This is a genomic window from Paracoccus seriniphilus (assembly GCF_028553745.1).
GTDB classification, from domain to species: domain Bacteria; phylum Pseudomonadota; class Alphaproteobacteria; order Rhodobacterales; family Rhodobacteraceae; genus Paracoccus; species Paracoccus seriniphilus.
This window is the reverse complement of the sequence record NZ_CP067129.1, coordinates 153,266-179,272: the sequence shown is the minus strand read 5'-3', so window position 1 is coordinate 179,272 and position 26,007 is coordinate 153,266. Positions and strand designations below refer to the sequence as shown.

The following is a 26,007-nucleotide window of genomic DNA, read 5'->3' as shown; positions in this document are numbered from 1 at the left end:
GCAAATGAAAAGGGCCGGACATGGTCCGGCCCCTGGTCATTCCTGTCGTCTCAGATCACTTGACCTGCTGACCATTGGCAAAGACGGACCCGTCTTCGCGGAATTCGAGTTCGGTCGTCAACTGGTCGGGATCGCCTTCGGCGGGACGTGCAAACATGGCGATCATCATCCGCGCACCCATCAACTGCTCTTGCGGCATGAAGCCCATGTTGGCCAGTTTCTCCAGCAGATCGTTCACGCCGGTGAACGTGCCATTCACCTTGCCGACCGGCATGCCGGTTCCCTCGGGAATGGTCAGTTCGCCCGTCAGCTCGGCCTTGGCACCAATCATGTCCAGTGCGAACTGGTTGATCGTGACGTTTTCAGGCTGGAAGGGCACCGGCATGTCCTCGGCCGGGGTTTCACCTTCGTCGATAGCGGCCATTTCATCGGACATGCGCTTGCCGAAAGCGGGATCCAGCAGGTCTTCACGCATCAGCGCCTGACCTTCCAGGTCGATCATCAGGCTGGCGGGATCACGCGGCAGCTGGCCATCGGGGTCGAACATGTTCCAGATGCCATCGGCCAGCGTCAGCCCCGCCAGCGTATAGGTCAGGCGGAAGGGCTGCGGCTCGTCCGACTTGCTGACCGGAAAGGCCACCTGTGCCGCAGCCTTTTCGATGGCATAGCTGATCGGAAAGGGCAGATCGTTCGAGGTCAGCTCGGCGCTGGAACCCAATGCGCTGCCGCCATAGGTGATTCCATCGCGCGACATCGTCAGCGCGATTTCGCTGCTTTCGGTCCTGAGCGAGGCCGATCCCGATTGCGGCGCGCCGTCGTCATCAACGCCGTCGAACCGCATTTCGCCGGTCAGGGCGCCCAATTGCACCTTGCCTTCGACGCTCATGCCGGCCTTCAGCGCCTCATGCGCGGCCTCGGCCATGTTGAACTGCCCCTCGGGGGCGACCATCATGCCGTTCATGGCAAGGCCGTCGATATGGGCGGTGGCATTGACCGAACCGCTGCCCGAATCAGCGTCATCGCTGTCCAGATCGTCAAACGCCAGCGCCAGATCCAGCCCGGCCACGGTCATGTCATAAGTGGATTGCATGCCGGCCCCGGCGCGGCTGCGGTATTCCCCCGCCATGTCGGTCAGCATGACGGTGACGGGCATCTCTGCGGCATCTGGATCCCGGGCTTCGTCAAAGCGCGCGGTGATCTTGACCGTGGGATAGGTCAGCTGGTGCAGCATGTCGTCGGGTTCACCCGAGGACAGCATTTCATTCGACGGCATGACGATCTGCGCATGGGCCGTGACATCATCCTCGCCTTCGATATGCGAGGTCATGTCGGCGATGATATCGCCCTGGATCACGGTGCGCACCTTGGCATCGCCGGTTTCCTGCAGGGTCAGCTTGGGGATCGTGATGACGATCTCTTCGGCCTCGCCCCGGGTGGCAACCTCGACATCGGTAAGGGTCAGCGTGCTGCCGGCCTCATCGCGGCTGCCAATCGTGATCTCATACCCCATGTCAGAGTAATATCGGTCAAGATTCTCCCAGACCTGAAGGGGTGAAACCTCGGCAAGGACAGGGGCAGCGCCCGCAATCAGGGCCAATGACGAGGTTGCAAGCGATCGGAACATGCCGGATACCTTTCAAACATCTGCAATTTGCCCGTTGTCTGACACAGCACCGGCATCAGGGAAAGGGAACAATCCGTGATCAGGACCGAACGCCATGGATCTTTTGGCAAATTGATCATCGACAGACCGGAGAAGGCAAATTCCCTGACCGGAGAGATGCTGCGACAACTGACCGCCGCGCTGGACGAGATGGCCACGCAGAAATGTGGCGCGGTGATACTGACCGGCGCAGGGCGGGTGTTTTCCGCCGGGGCCGATCTGGACGAGGCAAGGGCCGGGCTTGCCACATCGCCGGAATGGGAACGTCTGTCCCAACGCATGGCCTCGATGCCCTGCCTGACCATTGCGGCGCTGAATGGCACATTGGCCGGAGGTGCCTTTGGAATGGTTCTGGCCTGTGATCTGAGGATCGCGGTGCCCGAAACCGGATTCTTCTACCCGGTGATGAAGCTGGGCTTCCTGCCTCAACCCAGCGATCCGCGCCGCATGGCGGGTCTGATCGGTGCCGCGCGGGCCAAGATGATCCTGATGGCGGGGCAGAAGATCGGTGCCGAGGAAGCCCTGCAATGGGGCCTGATCGATCGCATCGTGCCCGCCGGGGAACTGCTTGCGCAGGCCGAGGAACTGGCGGCTGCATGTCTTGCCGCCGATCCCGGTCATGTCTCGGCCATCAAGGCGATGATCGGTCAGCTATAGACCGATTCCTTGCCGAAATGGCGGCACAGAAGGTAATAGACCACGGCGCGATACTTTGAGCGGTTCGACCGGCCATAGGCGTCGATCACGGTATTGATGGCATCCGTCAGCGCCGGCCCGTCGGGCAGGCCCAGCTTCTTGATCAGATAGCCTTGGCGGATCCGGTCCAGTTCTTCGGGATCGCTGGAGGCAACGGTCGATGCATCGTCATTATAGATCGATGGCCCGCAGCCGATGGTCACCTTGGTCAGCAGGTCCATATCCGGTGTTTCGCCCAGCTTTTCCTTGATGTCGGCGGCGTATTTCTCGATCAGTTCGGCACGTCTTCCCATATCGATCAACTCCCTGTTTTCATGATTTTGAAAAAGAATGCGGGCGCCGACCGTGTTTGGCAAGCCGCAGGGGGCCGGCAACGGCGTCAATCCGCAACTCTACCCATAGGGTCGCTCGGGACTGCGGGGGGACCAGGTGCTGAAAACGCCGGTTCAGGCGATCCGGTGGCGACAGGTTTCGGGAATTGTATCCCTTTTGCAACGGTTTGAAGGGATTTTATCGGGAATTTTTTCCAAGAATTTTCAGGTTTATGAAGTAATCGTTCCGGCTCATGGGCAGGGCATCGCACAGCCGTCCTTTTTTCGCGCAGCGCCGGCCCGGTTGGTTGTCGATATGGCGGCAAACCCGCATTTAAAGACCAACAGATTCACGGAGTTTTCCATGCGCAAGACAATTCTGACCGCGATCCTTGCCCTTTCGACCGCCTTGCCCGCCGCCGCCGACACGATCCGGGTCGGGATGTCGGGGGGGTATTTCCCCTTTACCTTCACCAAATCGGACGAGCTTCAGGGCTTCGAGGTCGATTTCATGAACGCCATTGGCGCGGAAACCGGGGATGAGATCGAATTCGTCACGATGTCTTTTTCGGGGCTGATCGGGGCGTTGGAATCTGGCCGCATCGACACGGTAGCCAACCAGATCACCGTGACGCCGGAGCGCGAAGCGAAATTCGTCTTTTCGCAACCCTATGTCTATGACGGCGCTCAGGTGGTGGTCAAAGCCGGGAATGAAACCGAGATTTCCGGTCCGGAAAGCCTGAAGGGGCGTTCGGTGGCGGTGAATCTGGGTTCGAACTATGAAGAGCTTTTGCAAAACCTGCCCTATGCCGATGAAATCGACATTCGCACCTATGAAAGCAACATCGCCCAGGATACCGCCTTGGGGCGCGTCGATGCCTTCGTGATGGACCGGGTGTCCTCGGCACAGTTGATCAAGGAAAGCCCGCTGCCGCTGGCCCTTGCAGGTGCGCCCTTTGACGAGATCAGGAACGCCCTGCCCTTCCGCAACGACGAAGAAGGCAAGGCCATGCGTGACCGGGTCAATGCGGCAATTGCCACATTGAGCGAGAACGGCAAGCTGACCGAAATTTCGGAAAAATGGCTGGATGTCGATGTGACCAAGCCGCTGGCCGAATGAGATGAAGATGCTGGATATCGCCTATATGTGGGATCTTGTGCCGGTGATCGTCGGCTATATCCCGCTGACATTGTTCATGGCGCTGGTCTCGATGGGCTTTGCGCTGGGGCTTTCGGCCCTTCTTGCGATCGTGCGGGTGCTGAAGCTGCCCGTCATCGACAGGTTGGTGGCGATATTCATCAGCTTTTTCAGGGGGACGCCGCTGCTGGTTCAGCTGTTCCTGTTCTATTACGGCCTGCCCCAGCTGTTCAGCTTCATGACCAATATCAATGGCGTGACGGCGGCGATCATCGGGCTGACCCTGCATTTCTCGGCCTATATGGCCGAAAGCATCAGGGGTGCGATCCAGGGCGTCGACCGCAGCCAGTGGGAGGCTGCTGCTTCGGTGGGCATGACACAGGGGCAGCTCTTGCGCCGGATCATCCTGCCACAGGCCGCGCGCACCGCCGCGCCGACGCTGATGAATTACTTCATCGACATGATCAAGGGCACCTCGCTGGCCTTCACGCTGGGGGTCACCGAAATGATGGGTGCCGCGCAGAAAGAGGCGGCGGGCAGCTTTCTGTATCTTGAGGCCTTTCTGGTGGTCGCCCTGCTCTATTGGGCGATTGTCGAACTGCTGACGGTGGGACAGCGCCGCATGGAACAATATCTTGGCAAGGCGGTGGCACGATGAGCTGCGACATCGAGATTTCCGGCCTGACCAAGCGTTTCGGCCAGAACACGGTTCTGAACCAGATCGAGCTTTGCCTGAAGCCGGGCGAGCGCGTGGCGATCATCGGCCCGTCGGGGACCGGCAAATCGACGCTGCTGCGCAGTCTGAACTTTCTGGATGCGCCGGATGAGGGTCGGATCACCCTTGGCGATCTGACCGTCGATGCCGCCAAGGCCAGCAAGACCGACATTCTGGCGCTGCGCCGTCGAACCGCCTTCGTGTTTCAGAACTATGCCCTGTTTGCCAACAAGACGGCGCGCCAGAACATCATGGAGGGGCTGACGACCGTGCGCGGCTGGTCGGCTGAAAAGGCCCGTGAACGCGCGAATCAGATCCTTGAACGGATCGGACTGGCGGATCGTGGCGACAGCTATCCCTCGGCCCTGTCCGGTGGTCAGCAGCAGCGTGTCGGCATCGGGCGGGCCATGGCGCTGGAGGCGGATCTGATGCTGTTTGACGAACCGACCAGCGCACTGGACCCGGAATGGGTCGGAGAGGTCCTTGATCTGATCCGCGCGATTGCCGACGGGCGTCAGACCATGCTGATCGTCACCCATGAAATGCAGTTCGCGCGCGAAATCGCCGATCGTGTCGTGTTCATGGAGGGGGGGCGCATCGTCGAACAGGGGCCGCCCGATCAGATATTCGGCAACCCCCGGGACGACCGCACCCGCGCCTTTCTAAGGCGCGTCGGTTAATCGCCCAATCCTGCGGTCTGGAAATAGACCTCGGCATCCTGTTCCGGGTCGAATCCGATCCCCGAGGCGATGATGCAGCTTGTCCGGTCGTCGCGTCCGACGACAACGGTCCATGTGCCCAGTTGCGCGGATCCCCACAGGCGGGTCATATCGCCGCCGGCGCTTTCGACCGGCTGTTCCTCGAAATCATGACGCAGGGTCTGGCGAATCTCGCTGTCAGGCGCGCAATAGGGCTGATCGCTGGCGGCCCTGTCGCTTTCGGGCAGGCTGTCGATACGGGCCAGAAGTTGCGCGGCATTGCTGTCGCCCATGGCAGACCAGCCCTGAACCGGCTGATCGCTGATGCGGCTTGCAAGGGCTGGCATGGCAGTCAGCAAGGCGACGCTGCCGGCGAGAATGATGCGGGCGGTGCGGGTCAAGTGACTTGGCCTTTCTGTTTGCGTGATCCGTCGTGAAAACAATGTTCCGGTCCTCTCGGTTCCCTCACGAGGCCGTCAGGCCCATCGGCGGCACAGGATCAGCCGTGCCGCCATGCCGCTGGAACTGCGTTGAAATTCCAGCCTTCCGCCATGCTGAGCAGCGATGGTCGAGACAATCGCAAGGCCCAGCCCGACCCCATCGGCAGAACCGGAATTCGGGCCGCGCCGGAACATCTCGGTCAGGCGGGTCAGATCCGCTTCGTTCAGAACCGAGCCACGATCAGCGACCGAGATGAACAGTTCATCGGCATTGCCATCCACGGTCACGCGTGCCTCGCGCCCGTATTTCAGTGCATTGTCGATCAGGTTGGTCAGGGCGCGGCGCAGCGATGTAGGCTGACCACGCATCAGGAAGGCCTGCGGTTCGCCTGCCCCTGCCGTCGTGGTCTGGGAAAACAGCGTTCTGGCCTCGGCCCTTGGCGCCGGGGCGCTTTCCAGATGCACCGGCATGCCGACATCCTGGTAATCCGCGACCACGGCCTCGGCCAGGGATCGCAGAGACAATTCCCGAAATGACTCCTGACCTATCTCGGCGCGAGTATAGGTCAGCACGCCGTCGATCATACGGGTCATCTCGTCAATGTCTCCCTCCAGCTTGCCGCGCAGGTCCTGATCCTCGATCAGGGCGGTGCGCAGGCGCAGACGGGTGGCGGGCGTGCCCAGATCGTGGCTGACGCCCGACAGGACCAGCGCGCGGTTGGCCAGTGCCGCACGGTCCTGCGCGACATAGGCGTTCACTGCGGCGGCTGTCTGTTTCAACTCATCCACGCCGCCCACCGGCAATTCGGCGTTGCGGGCACGGTGGTCGCGCAGGGCGGCCGCGAATTTCGTGAAGGCACCCGAGACCTCGGCAACCCAGCCCAGCAACAGGATCAGCGCTGCGATCACGATCCCCAGCGCCAGAAGGCGCAAATCGGCCGGGGCCGCGCCACAGCCCCAGACCGCGCTGCCATCAACGCGGATCCACGGGCTTTGGGCACGCTGGATGAACAGCTTGGGTTCGCTGCAAAACCGCGCCAGCGTCCGGGTGACCGAGGCCAGACCGGCGGCCTGTGAACTGCCGCCAAGGGTTTCGATCTGCGACACCGGATAGCGGATATCGGGCGATTGGATCCGCATGGTCAGGCGCGGGTCGCGGGCACGATCAGGCCGGCCCGAAGTCAGGGTGATACGGGTTTCGCTCCATCCCGAGGGCAGGTCAGGTTCGTCGCGCAACTGCGTCAGTGTCAGCCCCGCTGGCAGGGCGCTGCCGTTTTCCAGACTGTCATGCAGGGCCAGCCCGGCAATATAGGCGCGGTCCAGATGCGCATTCCATGCCGCTTGCGAAGCGCTCCAGATCCAGACGGCGGCTCCGCCCGCAAGCATTGCCAGCAGGATCCACAGCATCGCCAGACGGCGCAGGCTGAACGCGCTAAACATCCTGCCGTTCGACATTGGCGGCAAAGACATAGCCGATGCCGCGCTCGGTGCGGATCAGGGTCGCATCGGTCTTGTGGCGCAGGCGGTTCACCAGCATGTCGATGGCGCGACCTTCGGCGGCCTCTTCATCCTCCAGCGCATCGGCGATCTCCTCGCGGCTCAGCGGGATCAGCGGATTGGCCAGCAGTACCCGCAGCAGCGCTGTTTCACGTGAAGAAAGCGACACCTGCCAGCCACCGGGGGCCGTCACCTCGTCACGCTGCGCGTCATAGACCCAGCCGGAAAAGAGAAAGCGCGAGGCCCGCCTGCGATGTGTCAGGCTGGTGGCACGATGGGCGCGGCGCAGCACGGCCCGGATACGCGCCAGCAGCAATTCGGGATTGAACGGTTTGGCAATATAGTCGTCGGCCCCGACCTGGTACCCGGCCATGCGCTGGTGATCGGCTGACAGGGCCGAAACCATGATGATCGGCACATCCTGGGCCGCGCGGATTTCGGCACAGATATCCACGCCGTTATCCCGACCCAGCGACACATCCAGCAGGATCAGATCGACCCGCCCTTCCCCCAATGCCGCCAGAGTCGAGTCGCGATCAGCGGCACGTGTCACAAAGAAACCCTGCCGCTGCAGATATTCGGCCATCATCGCGGCCATGTCGTCGTCATCCTCGACAACCAGAAGTTTGTGCAGACTCATCCATCTCCCCCGACCCGGCCTCAAGCTAGCGTCATATCCGCGCGACTTGGTAACAGAATGTAACATTCACGCCGGGAAACTGCGGGTTGCAAGCCTCACTTGCGTTGCCTGATCGGCGCGGGTTTTGGCAATATGGAGGCAGAGGCAAGCTTCGACCTTGCGCTCAAGATCTGGGAGGATCCATGTATATGAAATCTGTACTGGCGGCATCGACCGCCCTGATGGTGGCCGCGCCCGCATTTGCCGAACCGGCCGCCGAGGTTCTGCATTGGTGGACATCGGGCAGCGAAGCGAAATCGATCGCGGTGCTGCAGGAAGAGTTCAAGGAAAATGGCGGCACCTGGACCGACATGCCCGTGGCGGGCGGTGGCGGTGATGCCGCCATGACCGCGCTGCGTGCGCGGGTTCTGTCCGGGAATGCTCCGACCGCCGTTCAGCTGAAGGGACCGGCGATCCAGGAATGGTATGAGGAAACCGGTCTGGCCGATATCTCGGCTGTGGCCGAGGAGAATGGCTGGGCCGATGTGCTGCCAGATGCGATTGCCGACCACATGAAATGCGAGGGCAAATGGTGCGCTGCGCCGGTGAACGTGCATCGCGTCAACTGGATCTGGGGCAACAAGCAGATCCTTGACGAGCAGGGCATCGAAATGCCCACCACCTGGGATGAGTTCAACGCCGCAGCCGAAACCCTGAAAGAGGCGGGCATCACGCCGCTGGCGCATGGTGGTCAGGCCTGGCAGGATGCGACCGTGTTCGAAACGGTGGTCCTGGGTCTGGGCGGCCCCGAATTCTACAAGGCGGCGCTGATCGATCTGGACCCCGAGGCGCTGAAATCGGACAGGATGAAGGAAGTCTTCGACGAAATGCGCATCCTGCGCGGCTATGTCGATGACAATTTCTCGGGCCGGGACTGGAACCTTGCCACCGCGATGGTCATGAATGGCGAAGCCGCCTTCCAGATCATGGGTGACTGGGCCAAGGGCGAATTCCTTGCCGCCGACAAGGTTCCGGGCACCGATTTCGTCTGTGCGCCGACGCCGGGGGATGGCTATCTGTACAATGTCGACAGCTTCGCCTTCTTCGAGGTGGATGGCCAGGACAAGCAGGATGGTCAGGCCCTGTTGGCGAAACTGATCATGGGGCCGAATTTCCAGAAGGTCTTCAACCTGAACAAGGGCTCGATCCCGGCCCGTACCGATGTCGCGCTGGATGATTTCGACGATTGCGCCAAAGCCTCCTATGACGACATGCAGGCCGATTCCGCCGATGGTTCGCTGCTGCCCTCCTATGCCCATGGGATGGCGTTGCGCGGGGCGCAGGCCGGTGCGATCACCGATGTCGTGACCGCCCATTTCAACAGCGACATGAGCTCGGAAGACGCCGTGCAGCAATTGGCCGACGCGGTCGCCGCGTCGATGTGATCACAAAATGAGATCGCCACGTCCGTTTCGCGGGCGTGGCGTTTTCATTGGGGGAATTCAAATCATGGAATGGCTTGAACGCAACGTGCCCAAGCTGGTCTTGGCGCCGTCCTTCGTCGCGATTCTGATCTTTGTGTATGGCTTTATCGGCTGGACCGCATGGATCAGCCTGACGAAATCCAAGCTGATGCCGCGCTACGAGATTGACGGCATCGGTCAATATACAAGGCTCTTCTCGGCGCCGCGCTGGGATGTGGCGATGAACAACCTGTTCGTCTTCGGGGCGCTGTTCATCATCATCTCGATCGTGATCGGTCTGATGCTGGCGATCTTCCTGGACCAGAAGATCAGGGCCGAGGGCGTTCTGCGAACCATCTATCTCTATCCGATGGCGTTGTCGCTGATCGTGACCGGGACGGCCTGGAAATGGATATTGAATCCAGGGCTGGGCATCCAGAACATGGTCCGTGGCTGGGGATTCGAGAATTTTACCTTTGACTGGCTGATCCAGCCCAAGATGGCGATCTATACCATCGTGATTGCGGCGATCTGGCAGGCCTCGGGCTTTGTCATGGCACTGTTTCTGGCCGGACTGCGCTCGGTTGATACCGAGATCATCCGCGCCGCGCAGGTGGACGGCATTCCGACCCATCGCATCTATTCCGCGATCATCATTCCGACCATGGCCCCGATCTTTCTGTCGGCCTTCATCGTGCTGGCCCATCTGGCGATCAAGGCATTCGATCTTGTTATCGCGCTGACCAATGGCGGCCCCGGCTATGCGACCGATCTGCCCGCGACCTATATGTATGCCATGGCCTTTTCGCGTGGCGATCTGGGTCAGGCGGCAGCCAGTGCCATGGTGATGATGGCCGTGATCTTCGCCATCGTCGTTCCCTATCTTTACAGTGAATTGAGGCCGCGCCGTGACCACTAACACCCTGCTGCGCTGGGGCCTGTTCGCGGTCCTGACCCTGTTCGCGCTGTTCTATCTGATGCCGCTTTTCGTGATGCTGACCACATCATTGAAAAGCCTTGAGGAAATACGCACGGGCGGGCTGTTGTCCCTGCCCCGCGAACTGACCTTCCAACCCTGGGCCGAGGCCTGGTCGACGGCCTGCGCCGGGACGCGCTGCGAAGGGCTGCGGCCGTTCTTCTGGAACAGCATCCAGATGGCGGTACCGGCGGTGCTGATCTCGACCATTGTCGGGGCGTTGAACGGCTATGTCTTTGCGCAATGGCGATTCCGCGGTGCAAACCTGTTTTTCGCGGCCATCCTGTTTGGCTGTTTCATTCCGTTTCAGGTGGTTCTGATGCCCATGGCCCAGATGCTGGGCCTGATGGGGCTGGCGGGCACGATTCCGGGGCTGATCTTCGTGCATGTGATCTATGGCATCGGATTCACGACGCTGTTCTTCCGCAACTATTACGTCACCATTCCGCAAGAGCTGGTGCGCGCGGCCAAGGTCGATGGCGCGGGCTTCTTCCGGATCTTCTTTTCGATCTTTCTGCCGCTGTCGTTGCCGATCATCACCGTTTCGGTCATCTGGCAGTTCACGCAGATCTGGAACGACTTTCTGTTCGGGGTCAGCTTCAGCGGAGCTGGCAGCCAGCCGGTCACGGTTGCCCTGAACAATATCGTCAACTCAACCACCGGCGTGAAAGCCTACAATGTGGATATGGCCGCCGCGATCATCGCCGCCCTGCCCACGCTGTTGGTCTATGTCGTTGCCGGGAAATACTTCATTCGCGGCCTGACCGCCGGTTCCGTGAAAGGCTGAAGCCATGTCCATTCTGAACATCGAACATCTGCAGAAATCCTATGGCGACACCCATATCCTGCATGACATAAATATCAGCATCGACGAAGGGGATTTCCTGGTGCTGGTCGGCCCTTCGGGCTGCGGCAAATCCACATTGCTGAACTGCATTGCCGGGCTGGAGCCGATCAGCGGTGGCCAGATCAGCATTGCCGGGCGCGATGTGACCGGTGTGTCGCCCAAGGATCGCGACATCGCCATGGTGTTTCAGTCCTATGCGCTTTACCCGACCATGTCGGTGGCCAAGAACATCACCTTCGGCATGCGGGTGCGCGGCGTCGACAAGGCCACGCAAGAGGCCAAGCTGGCCGAAGTTGCCCGTCAGCTTCAGATCGAACCCCTGCTGAACCGCAAGCCGGGACAGCTTTCGGGCGGTCAGCGTCAGCGCGTTGCCATGGGACGTGCGCTGGTGCGCGATCCCAAGCTGTTCCTGTTTGACGAACCTCTATCCAATCTGGACGCCAAGCTTCGTGTCAGCATGCGGACCGAGATCAAGAAGCTGCATCAGGATCTGAATGCCTCGATCGTCTATGTCACCCATGACCAGATCGAGGCCATGACCCTTGCGACCAAGATCGTGGTGATGAAAGCCGGGGTGATCCAGCAAATCGGCACGCCGAGCGAAATCTATAACCGCCCCGCCAACATGTTCGTGGCCGATTTCATGGGCAGTCCGGCGATGAACCTGATCCCTGCCCGAGTCAGCCGTCACGATGGCACCACCCGCATCGAGATCGATCGCGAGGGTGGCGCCCCGCTGGTTCTGAGCGATCCGAATGTCGGCGATCTGCCCGGTGAAATCGTGATGGGGGTTCGTCCCGAGGATATTCACGAGGCCACGGGTGACGCCCATTTGCCGCAAGCTGCCCAACATGCCGGGGGCGAAGTGCTGATCGATGTGGTCGAACCGGCAGGTGCCGATACCTTTGCCGTGACCCGTCTGGGGGGCACACCGGTGACGGCGCGGCTGCGGGCGGAAACCGTTGTTCGGCCGAAACAGGCTTTTCCGCTGGCATTCGATCTCTCGAAAGTGTCCTATTTTTCGCCTAAGGATGGCGAGAGACTGAACTGAACCTGGAGGGCGGATATGGCGTTGCTGTTGGCGGATGTGGGGGGCACGAACGCAAGGCTTGCCATTGCCCGGAACGGTGTGATCGACCCCGAAACCGTCACGCGGTTTCGCGGCGATGATTTCGCCAGTTTCGACGATGTCATCGCGCAGTTTCTGCAGCAGCAGGACCAGCCAAGAATTTCGGGCGTTTGCGTGGCCGTGGCGGGGCCGGTCAGCGGCGGAACGGCGCGGCTGACCAATCGAGACTGGGATTTCGACGAAAACCGGCTGGCTCGACTGACCGATGCCGATCACGTGCGCCTGATCAACGATCTGACGGCGCTTGGCTATGCGACCCCTGCCCTGCAAGGCGATGGTCTGTCCACCCTGCGCCCTGCACGCCCGGATCGGGCACGCAATGGCCAAAGCCTGGTTGTCGGGCTGGGAACGGGCTTCAATGTCTGTGCTGTCCGTGCCCTGCCCGGCGGAGCCGTCACCGCCATGGAGGCCGAGGAAGGTCACACGAATCTGCCCGCAAATATCTATCTGCGTCTTGCCGATTTGCTGGGCGAGGAACAGGCCGCGGGTTTCAGGTCGACCGAAGAGACCTTTGCCGGGCGCGGATTGTCGCGGCTGCATGGTGCGCTGACCGGTCAGACAGGGCTGCGCAGCGAAGACATCGCGCAGGCTGCGGGCACGGGTGATCAGGACGCGGGGGCGACCTATGATCTGTTTGCGGAACTTGTCGGACTGCTGTGCCGCGAACTGGCCCTGCGCTTCATGCCGCGCGAAGGGCTGTTTCTGGCAGGCAGTGTCGGGCGCAGCATCGCCGACCGGATCGAGCGTTTCGAATCCGGTTTCCTTCAGGACCCCTTCATGCGTCACATTCCCGAGAACACGCCCCTTTATCTGATCATGGATGATATGGCTGCCTTGCACGGCTGTCTGGCTGCGCTGGCATAGTTGCCATTTCGCGACGGTTTACCTGGTCCGGCCTAAAACGGGGTGATTTTCTGGAAAGATGGCCGATTTCCTGCTCATAATGGGAAGAGCCATAAAGACGGGGCAGAGAAAATGCGGGCATATCTGCGGGCAGGCCTGGTGCTATCGACCGCCTTGGGCTGCGCGACCATGGCGTTGGGTCAGTCCTCATCGCCATTTTCGGGATGGTTCGGCGGCGACAGCAAGAGCGAAAGCCCGGTCGATCTGACCGTGCGGGTGAACGGCGGAGACGATGAGGCACTGGAGAAATCCATCCGCAATACCTCGCTGGTTTCATCGGCGCTGACGGAAGGCCGCGTCACCGGGCAGGACATTCTGGCTGCAGCGCGGGGCGATTACGCCCGCATTCTGGGAACGCTGTATGACCAGGGGTATTATTCGGCCCTGATCAACATCACGCTTGATGGAGTCGAAGCCGCCACGATTGCGCCACTGGACGCCCCGGACGCCGTGAAGCATGTGGTGGTGACCGTTGAACCCGGCGCAGTGTTCCGATTTTCCCGTGCCGAGATTACGCCGGTTGCCGACCCAAAGGACATTTCCAGGGATTACGCCCGGGGAGAACCCGCAGGGACCGGCACGATCAAGACGGCCGCCCTTGACGGGGTGAAGGGGTGGCGAAAGCGGGGGCATGCCAAGGCCGATGTCGGCGGGCAGAAAATTGTCGCGGATCACAATCGGAACAGCGTGGACAGCCAGATTGCCCTGGCGCCTGGTCCCGTCGTCACCTTCGGCAAGCTGAACATCTCGGGATATGATCGGATGGACCCGCGCCGCCTGCGCAAGATCGCGGGCTTTCCCGAAGGCGAGGTCTTTGACCCCGAAGACATCGAAACCATACGCAAGCGCCTGCGCCGCACCGGAGTCTTTTCGGCGATCACCCTGGAAGAGGCCGAGCAGCTTGGTCCGGGAGATACGATGGATGTCGACCTGATGGTGGTCGAACAGAAAACCCGTCGCATCGGGGCGGGTTTCGAGATTTCCAGCACCGATGGCGCGCAGATATCGGCCTATTGGTTGCATCGCAACCTGCTGGGTGGCGGTGAAAGCCTGAGCATCGATGCCGAGATGTCGGATATCGGTTCCGATGTCAGCGGTCGCGACGAGGAAGTGACCATCCGGCTGGAGCGCCCCGCGACGCTTTCGCCCGATACCTCGGCCTATCTCGAAACGAAACTGGCGCGCGAGCGTGAGGAGGATTACGATTCCGACAGCGCCAGCATCGCCCTGGGATTCCAGTATACGCCCAGTGACGAGCTGACCGTCGATATTGCCGTTCAGTATCAGTATTCCCGGGTGATCGACCCTGACGAGACCCGGGAGTTCAATGTCCTTGCCCTTCCGATCGCGGCAACCTGGGACAAGCGCGACGATCCCACTGACGCACGGCGCGGCTTTTATCTCGATGGCGAAGCGACGCCCTTCATGGGCTTCAGGGATACGGATTCCGGCGCGCGGCTGACCGGGGAAGGGCGCGTCTATCATTCCTTCGGCGAGGATGACCGGGTCACCCTGGCAGGGCGCGCCATTCTGGGCACGATTCTGGGGAGCGAGATCGAGAACACGCCGCGCGACTATCTGTTCTGGTCGGGGGGCGGCGGCAGCGTGCGCGGGCAGGCCTATGAATCGCTTGGCGTCGAAGAGATCACCGGCAGCAGCGGCACGATTGAAACCGGCGGCATGAGCCTGGCGAATGCCAGCGTCGAGCTGCGTTTCCGGGTGCGCGAAAAGATCGGCCTGGCCGCCTTTGTCGATGCGGGCGAGGTCTGGACCGATGGCAGCTGGTCGGGCGACAGCTATTGGCACGCCGGTGCCGGTGCGGGGGTGCGTTACGATACACCGGTCGGGCCGCTGCGTTTCGATGTTGCCGCTCCGCTTGGAAATGGCGATTCCGATGACGGTGTTCAGGTTTATCTCGGGTTGGGGCAGGCATTCTGATGCGCAAGATATGGTTGTTGCTGATCGTGGTCCTGTTTCCCCTGACGATCTGGGCGCAGGATGACGCCGGTTCGCCAGATGAGGCCGAGGATGATCGCGGGTTCCTGACCCGCCTTCTGGAAAAGAACCTGTCGGGCGAGGGGCGCGAGGTCACGATTGACGGGTTCGAAGGGGCGCTGTCCTCTCGGGCGACATTTCGCAAGATCACCATCAGCGACAGCGAAGGCACCTGGCTGACGATCGAGGACGGTTCGATCCAATGGAACCGGGCCGCATTGCTGCGCGGGCGGGTCAGCATTGCCGAGCTGCATGCCACGCGCATCGACCTGCCGCGCCTGCCGGCAACGGGCGAGGAAAAGCCGACTGCCGAGGCCAGGGAATTCGCCTTGCCCGAATTGCCGGTTTCCATAGAAATCGCCAAGATTGACGCCGAGCGCGTCGAACTGGGCGAGCCGGTGATCGGTCTTCAGGCCGCGATCAGCCTGAACGGCAACATGAGCCTTGCCGATGGCGAAGGACAGGCGCAGCTGACCATCGACAGGCTGGATGCCGCACGAGGCGAATTTGTTCTGGACGCGGGCTATTCGAATGAAACCAAGGCGATCAAGGTCGATCTGGACCTTGATGAGGCTGCGGATGGCCTGTTGGTCAATCTGGTCAACCTTTACGACAAGCCCTCGGTCAAGGCGCAGATCAATGGCGAGGGGGCGCTGTCCGATTTCAGCGCGGATATCAACCTTGAAACCGACGGTCAGCCCCGGATCGACGGCCAGGTCGATATCAGTGCCGAATTGGGCGCGGACGGCCGCGCCGGCACCGGCTTCAGCTTCGAGCTTGGAGGCGATGTTGCCTCGCTTCTGCGTCCCGAGGACCGATCGTTCTTTGGCGCACGGACCGAAGTCTCGCTCAGGGGATGGCGCGGCACTGACGGTCAGCTTCTGATTCCCGAACTGGCGGTTGGGACCGAGGCGCTGGGGATTTCGGGTTCGCTGGATATCAATGCCCAGTCCGCCCCGGAAAAAGCCAATCTGACCATCGCTTTGGGGCGCGACGCCGGGGCCGAAACGGTGCCTGTTGCACTGCCCTTCGGGGAAGGCGACATGTCCGTCGAGGGTGGACAGTTGCGGCTGTTCTACGATGCTGCGCAGGGGCAGGGCTGGACGCTGACCGGCCAGATCCATGACCTCGATCAGGGGCAGGTCAGCATCGGCGATCTGACGCTGGATGGCGCTGGAGAGGTCCTGCTGGATGAAAATGCGCTGGACGAGGTCACCGGCAAGATCGATTTTGCCGCTGCCGATCTGGGTTTCGAGGATCAGGGCATGGCCGAGGCCGTGGGCAGCGCGATCAAGGGTGATGCACGTTTCGACTTCACGCCCGGCCAGTCTTTTGACATTCCCGAACTGAATATCGACGGGTCCGATTACGGCCTGTCGGGCAATTTCCTGCTGTCGGGGCTTTCGGCCGGGTTCCTGCTGTCGGCGGATGTCGACGCGCAATATCAGGATCTGGCGCGGCTCTCGACCCTGGCGGGGCGTCCGGTGTCAGGACAGGCGGATGCATCCTTGACCGGCTATTACAGGGTGTTCAACCGCAGCTTTGATATTGACGCGACCGTTATGGGCACCGATATCACCGTGGATCAGGAACAGGCTGATCGTCTGCTGGCCGGTGAATCGCGGATCGAGCTTAGCGCAAATCGTGACGACACGGGCATCGATCTTGAGCATTTCAGCATCAATGCGACGGGGTTGACCGCGCAGGCGCAGGGCTATGTGAACAGCAGGGCCAGCGATGTGACGGCGCTGATATCCATGCCTTCGCTCTCGGCTGCGGATCCCGCCTATGGCGGTGGGCTGAAGGCCGAGGCCAGGCTGACGGGTGCCACCGGTCAACGACAGTTGAACGTCACGGGCACGGCGGATGATCTGAAAATCGGGATCGAGGTTCTGGACAATGCTCTGCAGGGCCACACCGATCTGACCGTGGTTGCCGGCGAAAAAGAGGGCAGCTATGCGCTGGAAACCTTTGAACTGGCCAATCCGCAGCTGAAAGCCAGGGGGGAGGGCAGTTTTGCCAGTGGTGCGCTGGATGCCACCGCGCAGTTCGACATCCCTGACATGGCAGCTTTCAAGGAAGGATGGTCTGGCGATCTGCACGCGAATGCCAAGCTGACCGAAGCCGATGGCACCCGCTTCGTGGATCTGACGGGCACCGGTCAGGACCTCAGCCTCGGGCACCAGAATGTGGATGGGGCGCTGACCGGCAAGACCCTGCTGAAGGTCCAGGCCGAGGAAAGATCCGGCGTCGTCACCCTGCGCGATGTGCAGTTGAACAACGATCAGGTGACTGCACTTGCCGAAGGCGTCTATGGTCCCGGGGTTACCGATATATCGGCCACCGTCGATGCCCGCTCTCTGGCCTTTCTTGGGGCTGGCTGGCAGGGGGCCGTTTCCCTGGATGGCAAGTTCAAGCAGGCCGATGAGCAGACCCGGCGGCTGGAGCTGACCGGCACGGCGCAGGATCTGGGCATTGGACAGTCACAGCTGGATGGAGCCCTGGCCGGGGAAACCCGGCTGATGGTCACCGGAACCGAACGGGATGGCCTGTTCAGCATCGAGGAGGCGCAGATCGAGAATCCTCGGCTGAACGCCTCGGCTACGGGCAGGGTCGGGGCGGGCGAAACCGACCTTCAGGCAAGCATCAATGCCAGCGACCTGCGGTTCGTCGGAAATGGAATCGGCGGTGCTGTCAGCCTGGACGGAACCCTGACCGAAACGGATGGGGTCCGCAAGATTGCCGCGACGGGGCAGGCGAACGGCCTGTCCATCGGGCAGCCGAAGGTCGATCCCTTGCTGCGGGGGCAGACGAATTTCGCCCTTGCGGCATCGCAATCCGGAACCGGGCTGTCATTCCAGCGCCTTGGTCTCACCAACTCGCAGTTGAGCGTCGATGCCAGCGGTGACACCGCAACCGGGCTGTCGGTGGATGCCCGTCTGAACGATCTGGCCCTTGTCTTGCCGCAATTGCCGGGCGCGGTGACCGCCGCCGGCACGGTGCGAGAACAGGGCAACAATTTCGTTCTGGACCTGAACGCCACGGCACCAGGAAACACGAACCTGCAAATATCGGGAACGGCGGCGCGTGATTTTGCGACCACGGATATCGGCATTTCCGGCGTGGCCAATGCCTCGCTGGCCAATGGATTCCTGCGGACCCGCAGCATCGCAGGCCCTCTGGCCGTGGACCTGCGGCTGGCGGGAACGCCATCACTGCAGGCTCTGACCGGGCAGGTGCAGTTGAGCGATGGCGAACTTTCAGAGCCGAGCCTGGGGCTGCGGCTGGAGCGGTTGAATGTGACCGCCGGGTTCCAGAACGGCAATATCAACGTCGATGCCAATGCCGGAGTCGGGGCAGGCGGGCAGATCTCGGTGGTAGGGCCGGTCAATCTATCGGCTGGCAATGCGGATCTTGATGTCATTCTGGACGATGTCGTGGTTCGCGATCCCAACCTCTATGAAACCCGCATCAATGGCGATGTGTCCTTTTCAGGCAGTTTTGCCGAAGGTCCGCTGATTTCAGGCCGGATTGATCTGGGCGAGACCGAGCTGCGCATTCCTTCGACGGGTCTTGGCGGGGCGAAGTCCATTCCCGACATCCAGCATGTCGGGGATACAAGGCCGGTGCGCGCGACGCGGGCCAAGGCCGGCATAGAGGAATATCCCAGCCAGGCTTCGCGCGATGCAGGCATGGCGGCGCCACCCTCTACGCCGCCGGCCAATCCGCCGCGCCTCGATCTTCAGATCAATGCGCCCCAGCGGATATTCGTGCGCGGTCGTGGCGTCGATGCCGAAATGGGCGGAGAGCTGACCGTGCAGGGAACCACCCGGAATGCCATCCCGATCGGACATCTGGAGCTGATCCGCGGCCGGGTCGATCTGCTGGGCAAGCGTTTTGATCTGACCGAAGGATTGGTTGAACTGCAGGGCTCCTTGATCCCGGTGCTGACGCTGGTTGCCGAGACGACCCAGGACAGCATCACCACGCGGATCATCATCGACGGAGAGGCGCGCGATCCTGACATCACCTTTGAATCCTCGCCCGAGTTGCCGGAAGAGGAGGTTCTGTCGCAACTGCTGTTCGGGCGCGGTCTGGACAATATCAGTGCGCTTCAGGCGGCGCAGCTTGCCAATGCGCTTGCGGTGCTGGCCGGAAGTGGCAGCGCCGGCATTGTCAGCCGGCTGCGGGCGGGCACCGGTCTGGACGATCTTGATCTGCAAACCGATGACGACGGCAACGTCGAGGTGCGCGCGGGAAAATACCTGAGCGAGAACGTCTATACCGATGTCGGGATCGGGGATGACGGCACGACCGATATCAATCTCAATCTGGATATCACCGAAAGCCTGCGCGCACGCGGTTCGGTAGCCAGCGATGGCGAAAGCTCGATCGGGATTTTCTTCGAGCGGGATTACTGAGACAGGGCCGCGTGCTTGGCGCCGACCGCCCGGGGTTGTCTCGGCTCGTCGGCATGTTTCTCGGGCTGCTCCCACAGGGATTCCGGCCCCCTGAAACGCAGCATCCGTTGCCCCCCTGGCAGGGTCGATACGCTCCAGCGTAGCAGCTTGCCATCGGGGCCGCTGATCGCGCCATGGTCGCGCTGCGCGTGCCCGGCGGCGGTCAGGCATGCCTTCAGCGCCTGAAATCCCGGCCCGGTCTCGATCCGTTCCTGCCAATGGGCCAGTGCAGCAGAGAGGGTGTCAGGCTCATCCTGCCAGAGATCGCGATAGGACTGGTTCAACGTGATCAATTCGCCGTTCGGGTCGAAGACTGCCAGTGCATCTTCGATTCCGTCCAGAACATGGTTCGCCATCAACAGCCTGGCCCGGAACTGTCGGGTCTTCGACATTTCCATGGTGATATCCTCGAACAGGAATGCCACCGCACCATCAGGGTGGGGGCGACCGGTCACACGATAGGTTTGCCCTCCGGGCAGCAGCCAGGTTTCAACATGACGGCCCGTGGCCGCGGCATTTTCCAGTTTGTTCATCTGCTGACGCCAGCTTCGAAAATCCTTGGGCTCGGGCACCATGCGCAGTTCCCGCAGCTTGTCGAGCATGTCGAACAATGTCGGACGTGCGGTCAGGAACCCGGTTGGCAGACCGGTCAGGTCCAGCAACGCAGGGTTGAACAACTGCAGATTCCGGTCTCGATCGAAAATCGCCAGCCCGATGGGCAGGTCGGCAAAGGTTTTTGTGAGGGTCTGCACGAATTCGCGCAGGCTTCGCTCGGCCCTGACGGCGGCATCGGCGGGCAGGGCGAACATCATCGTCTCGTCACCTGCGTGATGGGTGTAGCATTCGAACCAGGAGATGACGCCATTGCTTTCCATCCTGGCCCGGGGAGGCTGTGCATGCGCCCCCGCCAGCGGGTCCGACAGGTCAAGCAGTGGTGGCAGGGGCCAGTCCAACCTGCCGTCCGCGCGCTCCTCGACAGATCTCAGATAGGTGCTGTTGGCCCAGGTGATGCGTCCCTGAGCATCCTGGCGCCAGATCAAGGCCGGTGTCTGGTCCATCGCACCCCGCAGCATTTCCAGTTCTTCCTCCATGGCCTGCTGAGCCAGGGAATCGACAATGATCCCGGTGTTCTCTGCGGTCGGATCGGTCAGCGATATCCGCAGGATGCCGTCGCCGATGTTTTCTGCGGTCAATCTCAACCTGGCGCTGCCAGTGCCACCCTCACCGGTCAATTCGATGTCCTCATGCTGGGGCAGTGCAGTCAGCCTTTGTTCGGCTTCGGTGAAACGCGGGCCGATCCATTGCATCAATCGATCCCAGTCCCGGCCCGGCGCGGGCATACGCGACAAGAGCGTCCTGGCCGGGGCCGTGGCATCGATCAGCATGCGATCCTGAAACAGGAAAACCATCGGCTGCAATCGGGATTCCAGACGGTTTTCGGGTGCCGCTCGGGGAGGGGCCGATCTGATACCATCCCACTGGCGGATAATCATGATGGCCAGAACGACCGAGACCGTGCCGCCGAGAACGGCGGTCAGTGCAATGACAAGACCTTCAGAAAACACCGGAAACTGCCTCCATCAATTTCCACGACGATAGTTCTGCCGGGTTTAATGATCGGTTAACAGCCTTCTCACTCCAGTTGCGGATTATGTCCCAGCTTCGCACGTTCATCCATCAGGATCCGTTCCAGCGGCCAGCGTACTGTCACCACGGCTCCCGGACCGCCATTGGCAAAGTCCAGCTTTGCGCCCGAGCGTTCCAGCAGCGTCTTGGCGATGAACAATCCCAACCCCATGCCTTCATATCCACTGCGCTGCGCGCCGCCCTTGCGGCTGGTCAGATAGGGGTCGCCAATGCGTGCCAGCAAGGCGGCGGGATAGCCGGGCCCGTCATCGCGGATGGTCACCGTCAGATGAGAGGCGCTGGCATAGCCCTCGATCACGACGCGGGACTTGGCAAAGTCTACGGCATTCTGGATCAGGTTGCGCAGGGCATGGGTGATGGCCGGATCGCGGCGGATTCCCGGACCTTCGGCCAGAATTTCCAGCGACGGGCCGCGCCCCTGATGTGGTTCTGCCGCGTCTTCAAGAACAGCGCGAAGGGGCGCGGCATGCAGCAGCAGATCATCCTTGCCGGCCCGCCCCATGCTGCGCAGGATATTGCCGCATCTTTCTGCCGATTCCCGCAACGCCAAGGCATCATCGCGCAGATCGGGCCGGTCCTGCAAATCGTCGACCAGTTCCGCCGCGATCAGCTTGATCGTCGCCAGCGGCGTTCCCATCTCATGCGCCGCCGCGGCGACGACTCCGCCCAGATGTTGCAGCCTTTGTTCGCGCGCCAGTGCCATCTGGGTGGCAAACAGGGCGTCTGAGGTTGCCGAAAGCTCGGCCGTGACGCGATGGGCGTAGACCGCGAAGAAACCGACACCGATCACCAGTGCGACCCAATGCCCCAGGGCCAGCAGGGGTTCGATCCTTAGCGGCGTCCCGTGGCGGTCATGCAGCGGCACGGCCAGCCATGCGGCCAATGTGATCATCACCACGGTCGCCAGACCCAGAACCAGGGTCTGACGCGTGTTCAGGGTTGTGGCCGATACCGTCACCGGAACCAGGACCAGCAGCGCAAAGGGGTTGGCCATGCCCCCGGTCAGCGCGATCAGTGCCGAAAGCTGGACCAGATCAAAGGCCAGATGCCGCGCCGCCCGACCCGGGGAAATCCGCCGGGGCTGGTTCAAGAGTTGCCACAGGTTCATGATCAGCATGGCGCAGATCAGTGCCAGAACCGGCCCCAGGGCGAATTCGATACCGATCAACCGGGCCGCGATCACCGCCGCAAGCTGGCCCGCGATGGCTACCCAACGTAACAGGACCAGCGTTCGCATGCGGATCGGCTCGGCATGTCGGGCAGAGCCGATCTGGTCACTTATCTGTGCGGTCTGTTGCGACATTGAATGCCTTGATACCTGGGCGGCGATGCGCGATCAATGCGCGGAATTTCAATCCGAAAGGACTGCCGGATGCGCAATCGCAACATCCTGATTTCTGGTTCTGTCGCAGCCGTGTTTCTGTTGATTGGCGGAGGCGTTTATCTTTCGCAGAAAAATGGCGGCGATCAATATGCACAATGCCGCAGCGGCGCGGTTTCCGGCGGTCTCGACAGCTTTGGCACCGATTTCACCTTGACCCGCGAAGACGGAATGCGGGTAACGGCCGAGCAGGTTTTTACGAAACCCACCCTGCTGTATTTTGGATATACTTTTTGCCCCGATGTTTGCCCGCTTGATAACGCCCGCAATGCGGAAGCGCAGGCAATGCTGGCCGAACAGGGAAAAGACGTGCAGATGGTCTTTATTACCGTCGATCCCCGGCGCGACACGCCCGAAGTTCTGACCGATTTTACCGACATGATTTCGGATGAGATGATCGGCCTGACCGGAAGCGATGAAGAGATTGCCGCCGTGAACAAGGGCTGGCGCAATTATTATAAGGCCAATGATCAGGAAGATGACGAATATTACCTGGTCGATCACATGACCAATACCTATCTCGTCATGCCCGGCAACAAGACGGTTGATTTCTTTGCGCGCAACGTATCGCCTACCGAAATGAGCGAACGGGTCGGCTGCTTCATCGAGCATTCCACCTGAATTCAGACGGAATTCACCGCGTTGAGTTTTCATCGGGTTTTGCGTAGGCTGATCCGAAAGTGAGGGCTGAGAATGGAAGAAGACAAACGGCCGGCACTTGGTCCGGACCCGTCATTGCTGTTGGTTGATGACGATGAAATGTTCGTGACCAGATTGGCGCGGGCGATGGAGCGGCGCGGATTTGAAACGCGCACGGCCCTTTCGATCTCGGATGCGATGAAAATGATCGAACAATCTCCGCCAGCATATGCGGTCATTGATTTGCGCCTGGAAGATGGCAATGGACTGGATGTGGTCGAGAGCCTGCGCGAGGCGCGCGAAGATGCCCGGATTATCGTGTTGACGGGCTATGGGGCCATCGCCACTGCGGTCGCGGCGGTGAAAATCGGTGCGACAGACTATTTGTCCAAACCCGCCGATGCGAATGACATCACCTCGGCGCTTTTGGCGGATGGAGAGCTATTGCCGCCGCCACCGGAAAATCCGATGTCCGCAGATCGCGTGAGATGGGAACATATTCAACGGGTTTACGAGCAATGTGAACGAAATGTAAGCGAAACTGCGCGCAGATTGCATATGCATAGGCGCACACTTCAGCGAATTCTCGCCAAGCGCGGACCAAGATAAATTGATTCTATTCTCTTGATAATCTTGTGGTCTGATATAGCTTGCGCGAATCTCAGAAAATGGACGCCGAAGAAATGAATATTGATTTCGACAAGCTGAGCTTGAAGGAAATGCAGGAATTGCGGGCAAAACTTGACCGTGCGATCAATTCTTATGAGGATCGCAAGAGGCGCGAAGCATTGGCAGCTGTTGAAGAGGCTGCGCGGGCGCATGGTTTCAATCTGGCCGAATTGACGGGCGCCAAACCCCCGCGGACCGGAACCGTTGCTCCGAAATATGCAAATCCCGATGATCCGACCATGACCTGGACCGGTCGCGGACGTAAACCGCGCTGGGTTCAGGAAAATCTGGAGAACGGGAAAACTCTGGAAGATCTCTTGATCTGAAATGAAACAGGCGGGTTCTGGCCCGCCTGTTCATTATCTTGCGGAATCGATCAGTTCCATCAGTGACCTGAATCGTTCCAGATAGGCGGCGCGCACCGTTGCCGGTGGCCTTAGCGTTATGCCAAGCGATGGCAGGATCTCGGAATTGGAAATCGGAAACAGTCGCTTTGCCTCGCTCTGCGAGAAACCGGCGATTTCCACCGCTTCCAGCCGGGCCGAGATCCGGTCCGCTGCCTTGATCTTCTTCTTCACGGCTGCAGGCAGGGTGGCCGGCAGACCAAAGCGGCGATGAATTGCGGCGGTCAGCCGTTCATCCATGGCGCCATATTCTTCTCCCAATGCGGCCTTCACCGGAGAGATCATGTCGCCAATGACATATTCCGGCGCATCATGCAGCAGCGCTGCCAGCCGCCAGAGCGGTTCGATCGTCGGGTAAAGACGGATCAGGATTTCCTCGACCAGGATGGAATGTTCTGCGACCGAATAGGGCCAGTCACCCTGCGTCTGACCATTCCAGCGGGCCACGAAGGCAAGACCGTGGGCAATATCCTCGATCTCGATATCAAAAGGTGTCGGGTCCAGAAGGTCGAGGCGTCGGCCTGACAGCATTCGCTGCCAGGCGCGACGGGATCCGCTCGCCATCAGGCGTGGTCCTCAGGACAGCTTCTGGTTGGCCGGAGCGCCGCTCTCGGCCTGGGCCTGAGCCTGTGCCCGCCGGGCCAGCTCCTGACGATACAGCGCGACGAAATCGACCGGGTCCATGTTGAAGGGCGGGAAGCCGCCGTCACGCGACAGGTCCGAAACGATGCGGCGCACGAAGGGGAACAGCATGCGGGGGCATTCGATCATCAGGAAGGGATGGATCTGTTCCTGGGGCACGCCTTCGACATGGAAAACTCCGCCGTAATCCAGCTCGATCAGGAACATCGTGCTGTCATCGGATTTGTTCTTCGAGGTGATCCGGAACTTCGAGATCACTTCATATTGATGTTCGGTCGTGCGTTTGCGTGCATCCAGGCTGACCTGCACGGTCATTTCGGGCTGGACATCGCCCGACGGCGCACCCTTGGTTGCAACCGCGTTTTCAAAGGACAGGTCGCGGATATATTGCGCCAGGATCTGCATCCGCACCTGCGGCTGGGCGGGTTGCTCTGCGGTTGCTTCGCCGTTCGGGGTGTTTTCTTCAGCCATTCTTTCTACCTCACAAGTACGAACTTGAGGCAGGTTCTAGCAGGTGGTTGTTACGGCCTCAATGGCGCGTCCAGCCCGAGTTCCGGCGTGGCGATCCGCCGTCATGGCCCAGTTCCGGCGGCAGATCCGAGGGCGGGTGGCGCCGATCGGCGTCATCTGACACCTCGTATTCACCGTCGATGACACCGTCGTCATAGGGTTTGCGCCCCGAAGACTGGCGGTACATCCCGGCATTGACGCTGAAGCCCGAGACCTGAACGTGACGCGACAGTTTCGTCATGACCAGATCGCGCAGTTTCGGCACCAGCAGCAGCAGTCCGACGCTGTCGGTGAAGAAACCGGGGGTCAACAGCAGCATGCCCGCGATCAGGATCATCACGCCATGGGCCAGCGGCCGGCTGGGATCGCGCAATTCGTTGAAGCTGCGCTGCACTTCGGCCAGCGCGCTTGCCCCCTGGCTGCGCATCAGCGAGGTGCCGACCAGGGCCGTCAGGATCACGATGGCCAGGGTCGGCCACAGGCCGATCAGCCCGCCGACCTGAATGAACAACGCGATTTCAATGATCGGCACGGCAACGAACAGCCAGAAAAGCCACATGTGAAT

Annotated in this window: 24 protein-coding genes; 14 read left to right on the top strand and 10 right to left on the bottom strand. The window is 61.0% G+C overall.

What is annotated here, in order from left to right; genetic code table 11:
- Nucleotides 1-55: 55 nt before the first annotated feature.
- Entirely contained in the window at nucleotides 56-1,624 is a 1,569-nt protein-coding gene (locus JHW44_RS00830; protein ID WP_089344799.1) for a DUF2125 domain-containing protein, read from the bottom strand.
- Nucleotides 1,625-1,699: 75 nt separating this feature from the next.
- Between JHW44_RS00830 and JHW44_RS00825 the strand changes: the two genes are divergently transcribed.
- The gene (locus JHW44_RS00825) at nucleotides 1,700-2,320 is read left to right on the top strand and encodes an enoyl-CoA hydratase/isomerase family protein (protein ID WP_089344798.1); all 621 of its coding nucleotides are present in this window, start codon (nucleotides 1,700-1,702) and stop codon (nucleotides 2,318-2,320) included.
- Here the strand turns inward: JHW44_RS00825 and JHW44_RS00820 are convergent.
- Nucleotides 2,311-2,652 carry a DUF2853 family protein gene (locus JHW44_RS00820; protein ID WP_089344899.1) on the bottom strand — a complete coding sequence of 114 codons (342 nt, stop codon included), beginning with the start codon at nucleotides 2,650-2,652 and terminating at the stop codon, nucleotides 2,311-2,313. The genes JHW44_RS00825 and JHW44_RS00820 overlap by 10 nt on opposite strands.
- 382 nt (nucleotides 2,653-3,034) lie before the next feature.
- Between JHW44_RS00820 and JHW44_RS00815 the strand changes: the two genes are divergently transcribed.
- From JHW44_RS00815 to JHW44_RS00805, 3 genes are read left to right on the top strand one after another with little or no spacing between them, the layout of a single operon-like run.
- On the top strand, nucleotides 3,035-3,790 hold the full coding sequence (locus tag JHW44_RS00815) for an amino acid ABC transporter substrate-binding protein (protein WP_089344797.1): 756 nt from the start codon (nucleotides 3,035-3,037) through the stop codon (nucleotides 3,788-3,790).
- A 1-nt stretch (nucleotide 3,791) separates the two neighbouring features.
- Complete coding sequence (locus JHW44_RS00810; RefSeq protein ID WP_089344796.1) at nucleotides 3,792-4,466, top strand: amino acid ABC transporter permease; 675 nt, start codon at nucleotides 3,792-3,794, stop codon at nucleotides 4,464-4,466.
- On the top strand, nucleotides 4,463-5,203 hold the full coding sequence (locus JHW44_RS00805) for an amino acid ABC transporter ATP-binding protein (protein ID WP_089344795.1): 741 nt from the start codon (nucleotides 4,463-4,465) through the stop codon (nucleotides 5,201-5,203). Before JHW44_RS00810 ends, JHW44_RS00805 begins: the two co-directional genes overlap by 4 nt.
- Here JHW44_RS00805 and JHW44_RS00800 read toward each other — a convergent pair.
- From JHW44_RS00800 to JHW44_RS00790, 3 genes are all read right to left on the bottom strand, one after another.
- Complete coding sequence (locus JHW44_RS00800) at nucleotides 5,200-5,622, bottom strand: hypothetical protein (RefSeq protein WP_089344794.1); 423 nt, start codon at nucleotides 5,620-5,622, stop codon at nucleotides 5,200-5,202. The two genes, JHW44_RS00805 and JHW44_RS00800, sit on opposite strands and share 4 nt — an antisense overlap.
- A 75-nt stretch (nucleotides 5,623-5,697) precedes the next feature.
- Nucleotides 5,698-7,101 carry a sensor histidine kinase gene (locus tag JHW44_RS00795; protein WP_179217738.1) on the bottom strand — a complete coding sequence of 468 codons (1,404 nt, stop codon included), beginning with the start codon at nucleotides 7,099-7,101 and terminating at the stop codon, nucleotides 5,698-5,700.
- Nucleotides 7,094-7,798, bottom strand: coding sequence for a response regulator transcription factor (locus JHW44_RS00790; RefSeq protein ID WP_089344792.1), 705 nt, complete (start codon nucleotides 7,796-7,798; stop codon nucleotides 7,094-7,096). The genes JHW44_RS00795 and JHW44_RS00790 overlap by 8 nt, the downstream gene beginning before the upstream one ends.
- Before the next feature lie 182 nt (nucleotides 7,799-7,980).
- On the opposite strand from JHW44_RS00790, the gene JHW44_RS00785 reads away from it, so the two are divergent.
- The 7 genes from JHW44_RS00785 to JHW44_RS00755 all read left to right on the top strand — a co-directional run bounded on the left by JHW44_RS00785 (nucleotide 7,981) and on the right by JHW44_RS00755 (nucleotide 19,511).
- Nucleotides 7,981-9,222, top strand: a complete 1,242-nt coding sequence (locus JHW44_RS00785; RefSeq protein ID WP_089344791.1) for an ABC transporter substrate-binding protein — start codon at nucleotides 7,981-7,983, stop codon at nucleotides 9,220-9,222.
- Between the two features lie 61 nt (nucleotides 9,223-9,283).
- Complete coding sequence (locus tag JHW44_RS00780) at nucleotides 9,284-10,159, top strand: carbohydrate ABC transporter permease (protein WP_089344898.1); 876 nt, start codon at nucleotides 9,284-9,286, stop codon at nucleotides 10,157-10,159.
- Nucleotides 10,149-11,003 carry a carbohydrate ABC transporter permease gene (locus tag JHW44_RS00775; protein ID WP_089344790.1) on the top strand — a complete coding sequence of 285 codons (855 nt, stop codon included), beginning with the start codon at nucleotides 10,149-10,151 and terminating at the stop codon, nucleotides 11,001-11,003. Before JHW44_RS00780 ends, JHW44_RS00775 begins: the two co-directional genes overlap by 11 nt.
- A 4-nt stretch (nucleotides 11,004-11,007) precedes the next feature.
- Nucleotides 11,008-12,114, top strand: coding sequence for an ABC transporter ATP-binding protein (locus JHW44_RS00770; protein ID WP_089344789.1), 1,107 nt, complete (start codon nucleotides 11,008-11,010; stop codon nucleotides 12,112-12,114).
- A 15-nt stretch (nucleotides 12,115-12,129) separates the two neighbouring features.
- Nucleotides 12,130-13,056, top strand: a complete 927-nt coding sequence (locus JHW44_RS00765) for a glucokinase (protein ID WP_089344788.1) — start codon at nucleotides 12,130-12,132, stop codon at nucleotides 13,054-13,056.
- Nucleotides 13,057-13,167: 111 nt separating this feature from the next.
- On the top strand, nucleotides 13,168-15,033 hold the full coding sequence (locus JHW44_RS00760) for an autotransporter assembly complex protein TamA (RefSeq protein WP_089344787.1): 1,866 nt from the start codon (nucleotides 13,168-13,170) through the stop codon (nucleotides 15,031-15,033).
- Entirely contained in the window at nucleotides 15,033-19,511 is a 4,479-nt protein-coding gene (locus tag JHW44_RS00755) for a translocation/assembly module TamB domain-containing protein (protein ID WP_089344786.1), read from the top strand. Before JHW44_RS00760 ends, JHW44_RS00755 begins: the two co-directional genes overlap by 1 nt.
- On the opposite strand, the gene JHW44_RS00750 is transcribed toward JHW44_RS00755, so the two are convergent.
- Nucleotides 19,505-21,115 carry a PAS-domain containing protein gene (locus JHW44_RS00750; RefSeq protein ID WP_089344785.1) on the bottom strand — a complete coding sequence of 537 codons (1,611 nt, stop codon included), beginning with the start codon at nucleotides 21,113-21,115 and terminating at the stop codon, nucleotides 19,505-19,507. The genes JHW44_RS00755 and JHW44_RS00750 overlap by 7 nt on opposite strands.
- A gap of 68 nt (nucleotides 21,116-21,183) precedes the next feature.
- Entirely contained in the window at nucleotides 21,184-22,500 is a 1,317-nt protein-coding gene (locus JHW44_RS00745) for an ActS/PrrB/RegB family redox-sensitive histidine kinase (protein ID WP_089344784.1), read from the bottom strand.
- Nucleotides 22,501-22,569: 69 nt separating this feature from the next.
- On the opposite strand from JHW44_RS00745, the gene JHW44_RS00740 reads away from it, so the two are divergent.
- The 3 genes from JHW44_RS00740 to JHW44_RS00730 all read left to right on the top strand — a co-directional run bounded on the left by JHW44_RS00740 (nucleotide 22,570) and on the right by JHW44_RS00730 (nucleotide 24,212).
- On the top strand, nucleotides 22,570-23,199 hold the full coding sequence (locus tag JHW44_RS00740) for an SCO family protein (RefSeq protein WP_089344783.1): 630 nt from the start codon (nucleotides 22,570-22,572) through the stop codon (nucleotides 23,197-23,199).
- A 72-nt stretch (nucleotides 23,200-23,271) separates the two neighbouring features.
- Nucleotides 23,272-23,826, top strand: coding sequence for an ActR/PrrA/RegA family redox response regulator transcription factor (locus tag JHW44_RS00735; protein WP_089344782.1), 555 nt, complete (start codon nucleotides 23,272-23,274; stop codon nucleotides 23,824-23,826).
- A 74-nt stretch (nucleotides 23,827-23,900) separates the two neighbouring features.
- On the top strand, nucleotides 23,901-24,212 hold the full coding sequence (locus JHW44_RS00730) for an H-NS histone family protein (RefSeq protein WP_089344897.1): 312 nt from the start codon (nucleotides 23,901-23,903) through the stop codon (nucleotides 24,210-24,212).
- A 33-nt stretch (nucleotides 24,213-24,245) separates the two neighbouring features.
- Here JHW44_RS00730 and JHW44_RS00725 read toward each other — a convergent pair whose 3' ends face one another.
- From JHW44_RS00725 to JHW44_RS00715, 3 genes are read right to left on the bottom strand one after another with little or no spacing between them, the layout of a single operon-like run.
- Nucleotides 24,246-24,854: an HD domain-containing protein gene (locus JHW44_RS00725; protein ID WP_089344781.1), complete on the bottom strand. Its 609-nt coding sequence runs from the start codon at nucleotides 24,852-24,854 to the stop codon at nucleotides 24,246-24,248.
- 12 nt (nucleotides 24,855-24,866) lie between these two features.
- A complete protein-coding gene (gene secB, locus JHW44_RS00720; protein WP_089344780.1) occupies nucleotides 24,867-25,403 on the bottom strand; it encodes a protein-export chaperone SecB in 537 nt (178 codons plus the stop codon).
- A gap of 58 nt (nucleotides 25,404-25,461) precedes the next feature.
- The gene (locus JHW44_RS00715; RefSeq protein ID WP_089344779.1) at nucleotides 25,462-26,001 is read right to left on the bottom strand and encodes an FxsA family protein; all 540 of its coding nucleotides are present in this window, start codon (nucleotides 25,999-26,001) and stop codon (nucleotides 25,462-25,464) included.
- Nucleotides 26,002-26,007 lie beyond the last annotated feature (6 nt).

Coding starts and splice junctions, on each gene's coding strand:
- JHW44_RS00715 (WP_089344779.1), bottom strand. CDS start 26,001: ATGTGGCTTTTCTGGCTGTTCGTTGCCGTGCCGATCATTGAAATCGCG.
- JHW44_RS00790 (WP_089344792.1), bottom strand. CDS start 7,798: ATGAGTCTGCACAAACTTCTGGTTGTCGAGGATGACGACGACATGGCC.
- JHW44_RS00820 (WP_089344899.1), bottom strand. CDS start 2,652: ATGGGAAGACGTGCCGAACTGATCGAGAAATACGCCGCCGACATCAAG.
- JHW44_RS00810 (WP_089344796.1), top strand. CDS start 3,792: ATGAAGATGCTGGATATCGCCTATATGTGGGATCTTGTGCCGGTGATC.
- JHW44_RS00830 (WP_089344799.1), bottom strand. CDS start 1,624: ATGTTCCGATCGCTTGCAACCTCGTCATTGGCCCTGATTGCGGGCGCT.
- JHW44_RS00755 (WP_089344786.1), top strand. CDS start 15,033: ATGCGCAAGATATGGTTGTTGCTGATCGTGGTCCTGTTTCCCCTGACG.
- JHW44_RS00740 (WP_089344783.1), top strand. CDS start 22,570: ATGCGCAATCGCAACATCCTGATTTCTGGTTCTGTCGCAGCCGTGTTT.
- JHW44_RS00730 (WP_089344897.1), top strand. CDS start 23,901: ATGAATATTGATTTCGACAAGCTGAGCTTGAAGGAAATGCAGGAATTG.
- JHW44_RS00760 (WP_089344787.1), top strand. CDS start 13,168: ATGCGGGCATATCTGCGGGCAGGCCTGGTGCTATCGACCGCCTTGGGC.
- JHW44_RS00735 (WP_089344782.1), top strand. CDS start 23,272: ATGGAAGAAGACAAACGGCCGGCACTTGGTCCGGACCCGTCATTGCTG.
- JHW44_RS00745 (WP_089344784.1), bottom strand. CDS start 22,500: ATGTCGCAACAGACCGCACAGATAAGTGACCAGATCGGCTCTGCCCGA.
- JHW44_RS00815 (WP_089344797.1), top strand. CDS start 3,035: ATGCGCAAGACAATTCTGACCGCGATCCTTGCCCTTTCGACCGCCTTG.
- JHW44_RS00795 (WP_179217738.1), bottom strand. CDS start 7,101: ATGTTTAGCGCGTTCAGCCTGCGCCGTCTGGCGATGCTGTGGATCCTG.
- JHW44_RS00765 (WP_089344788.1), top strand. CDS start 12,130: ATGGCGTTGCTGTTGGCGGATGTGGGGGGCACGAACGCAAGGCTTGCC.
- JHW44_RS00785 (WP_089344791.1), top strand. CDS start 7,981: ATGTATATGAAATCTGTACTGGCGGCATCGACCGCCCTGATGGTGGCC.
- JHW44_RS00725 (WP_089344781.1), bottom strand. CDS start 24,854: ATGGCGAGCGGATCCCGTCGCGCCTGGCAGCGAATGCTGTCAGGCCGA.
- JHW44_RS00805 (WP_089344795.1), top strand. CDS start 4,463: ATGAGCTGCGACATCGAGATTTCCGGCCTGACCAAGCGTTTCGGCCAG.
- secB (WP_089344780.1), bottom strand. CDS start 25,403: ATGGCTGAAGAAAACACCCCGAACGGCGAAGCAACCGCAGAGCAACCC.
- JHW44_RS00770 (WP_089344789.1), top strand. CDS start 11,008: ATGTCCATTCTGAACATCGAACATCTGCAGAAATCCTATGGCGACACC.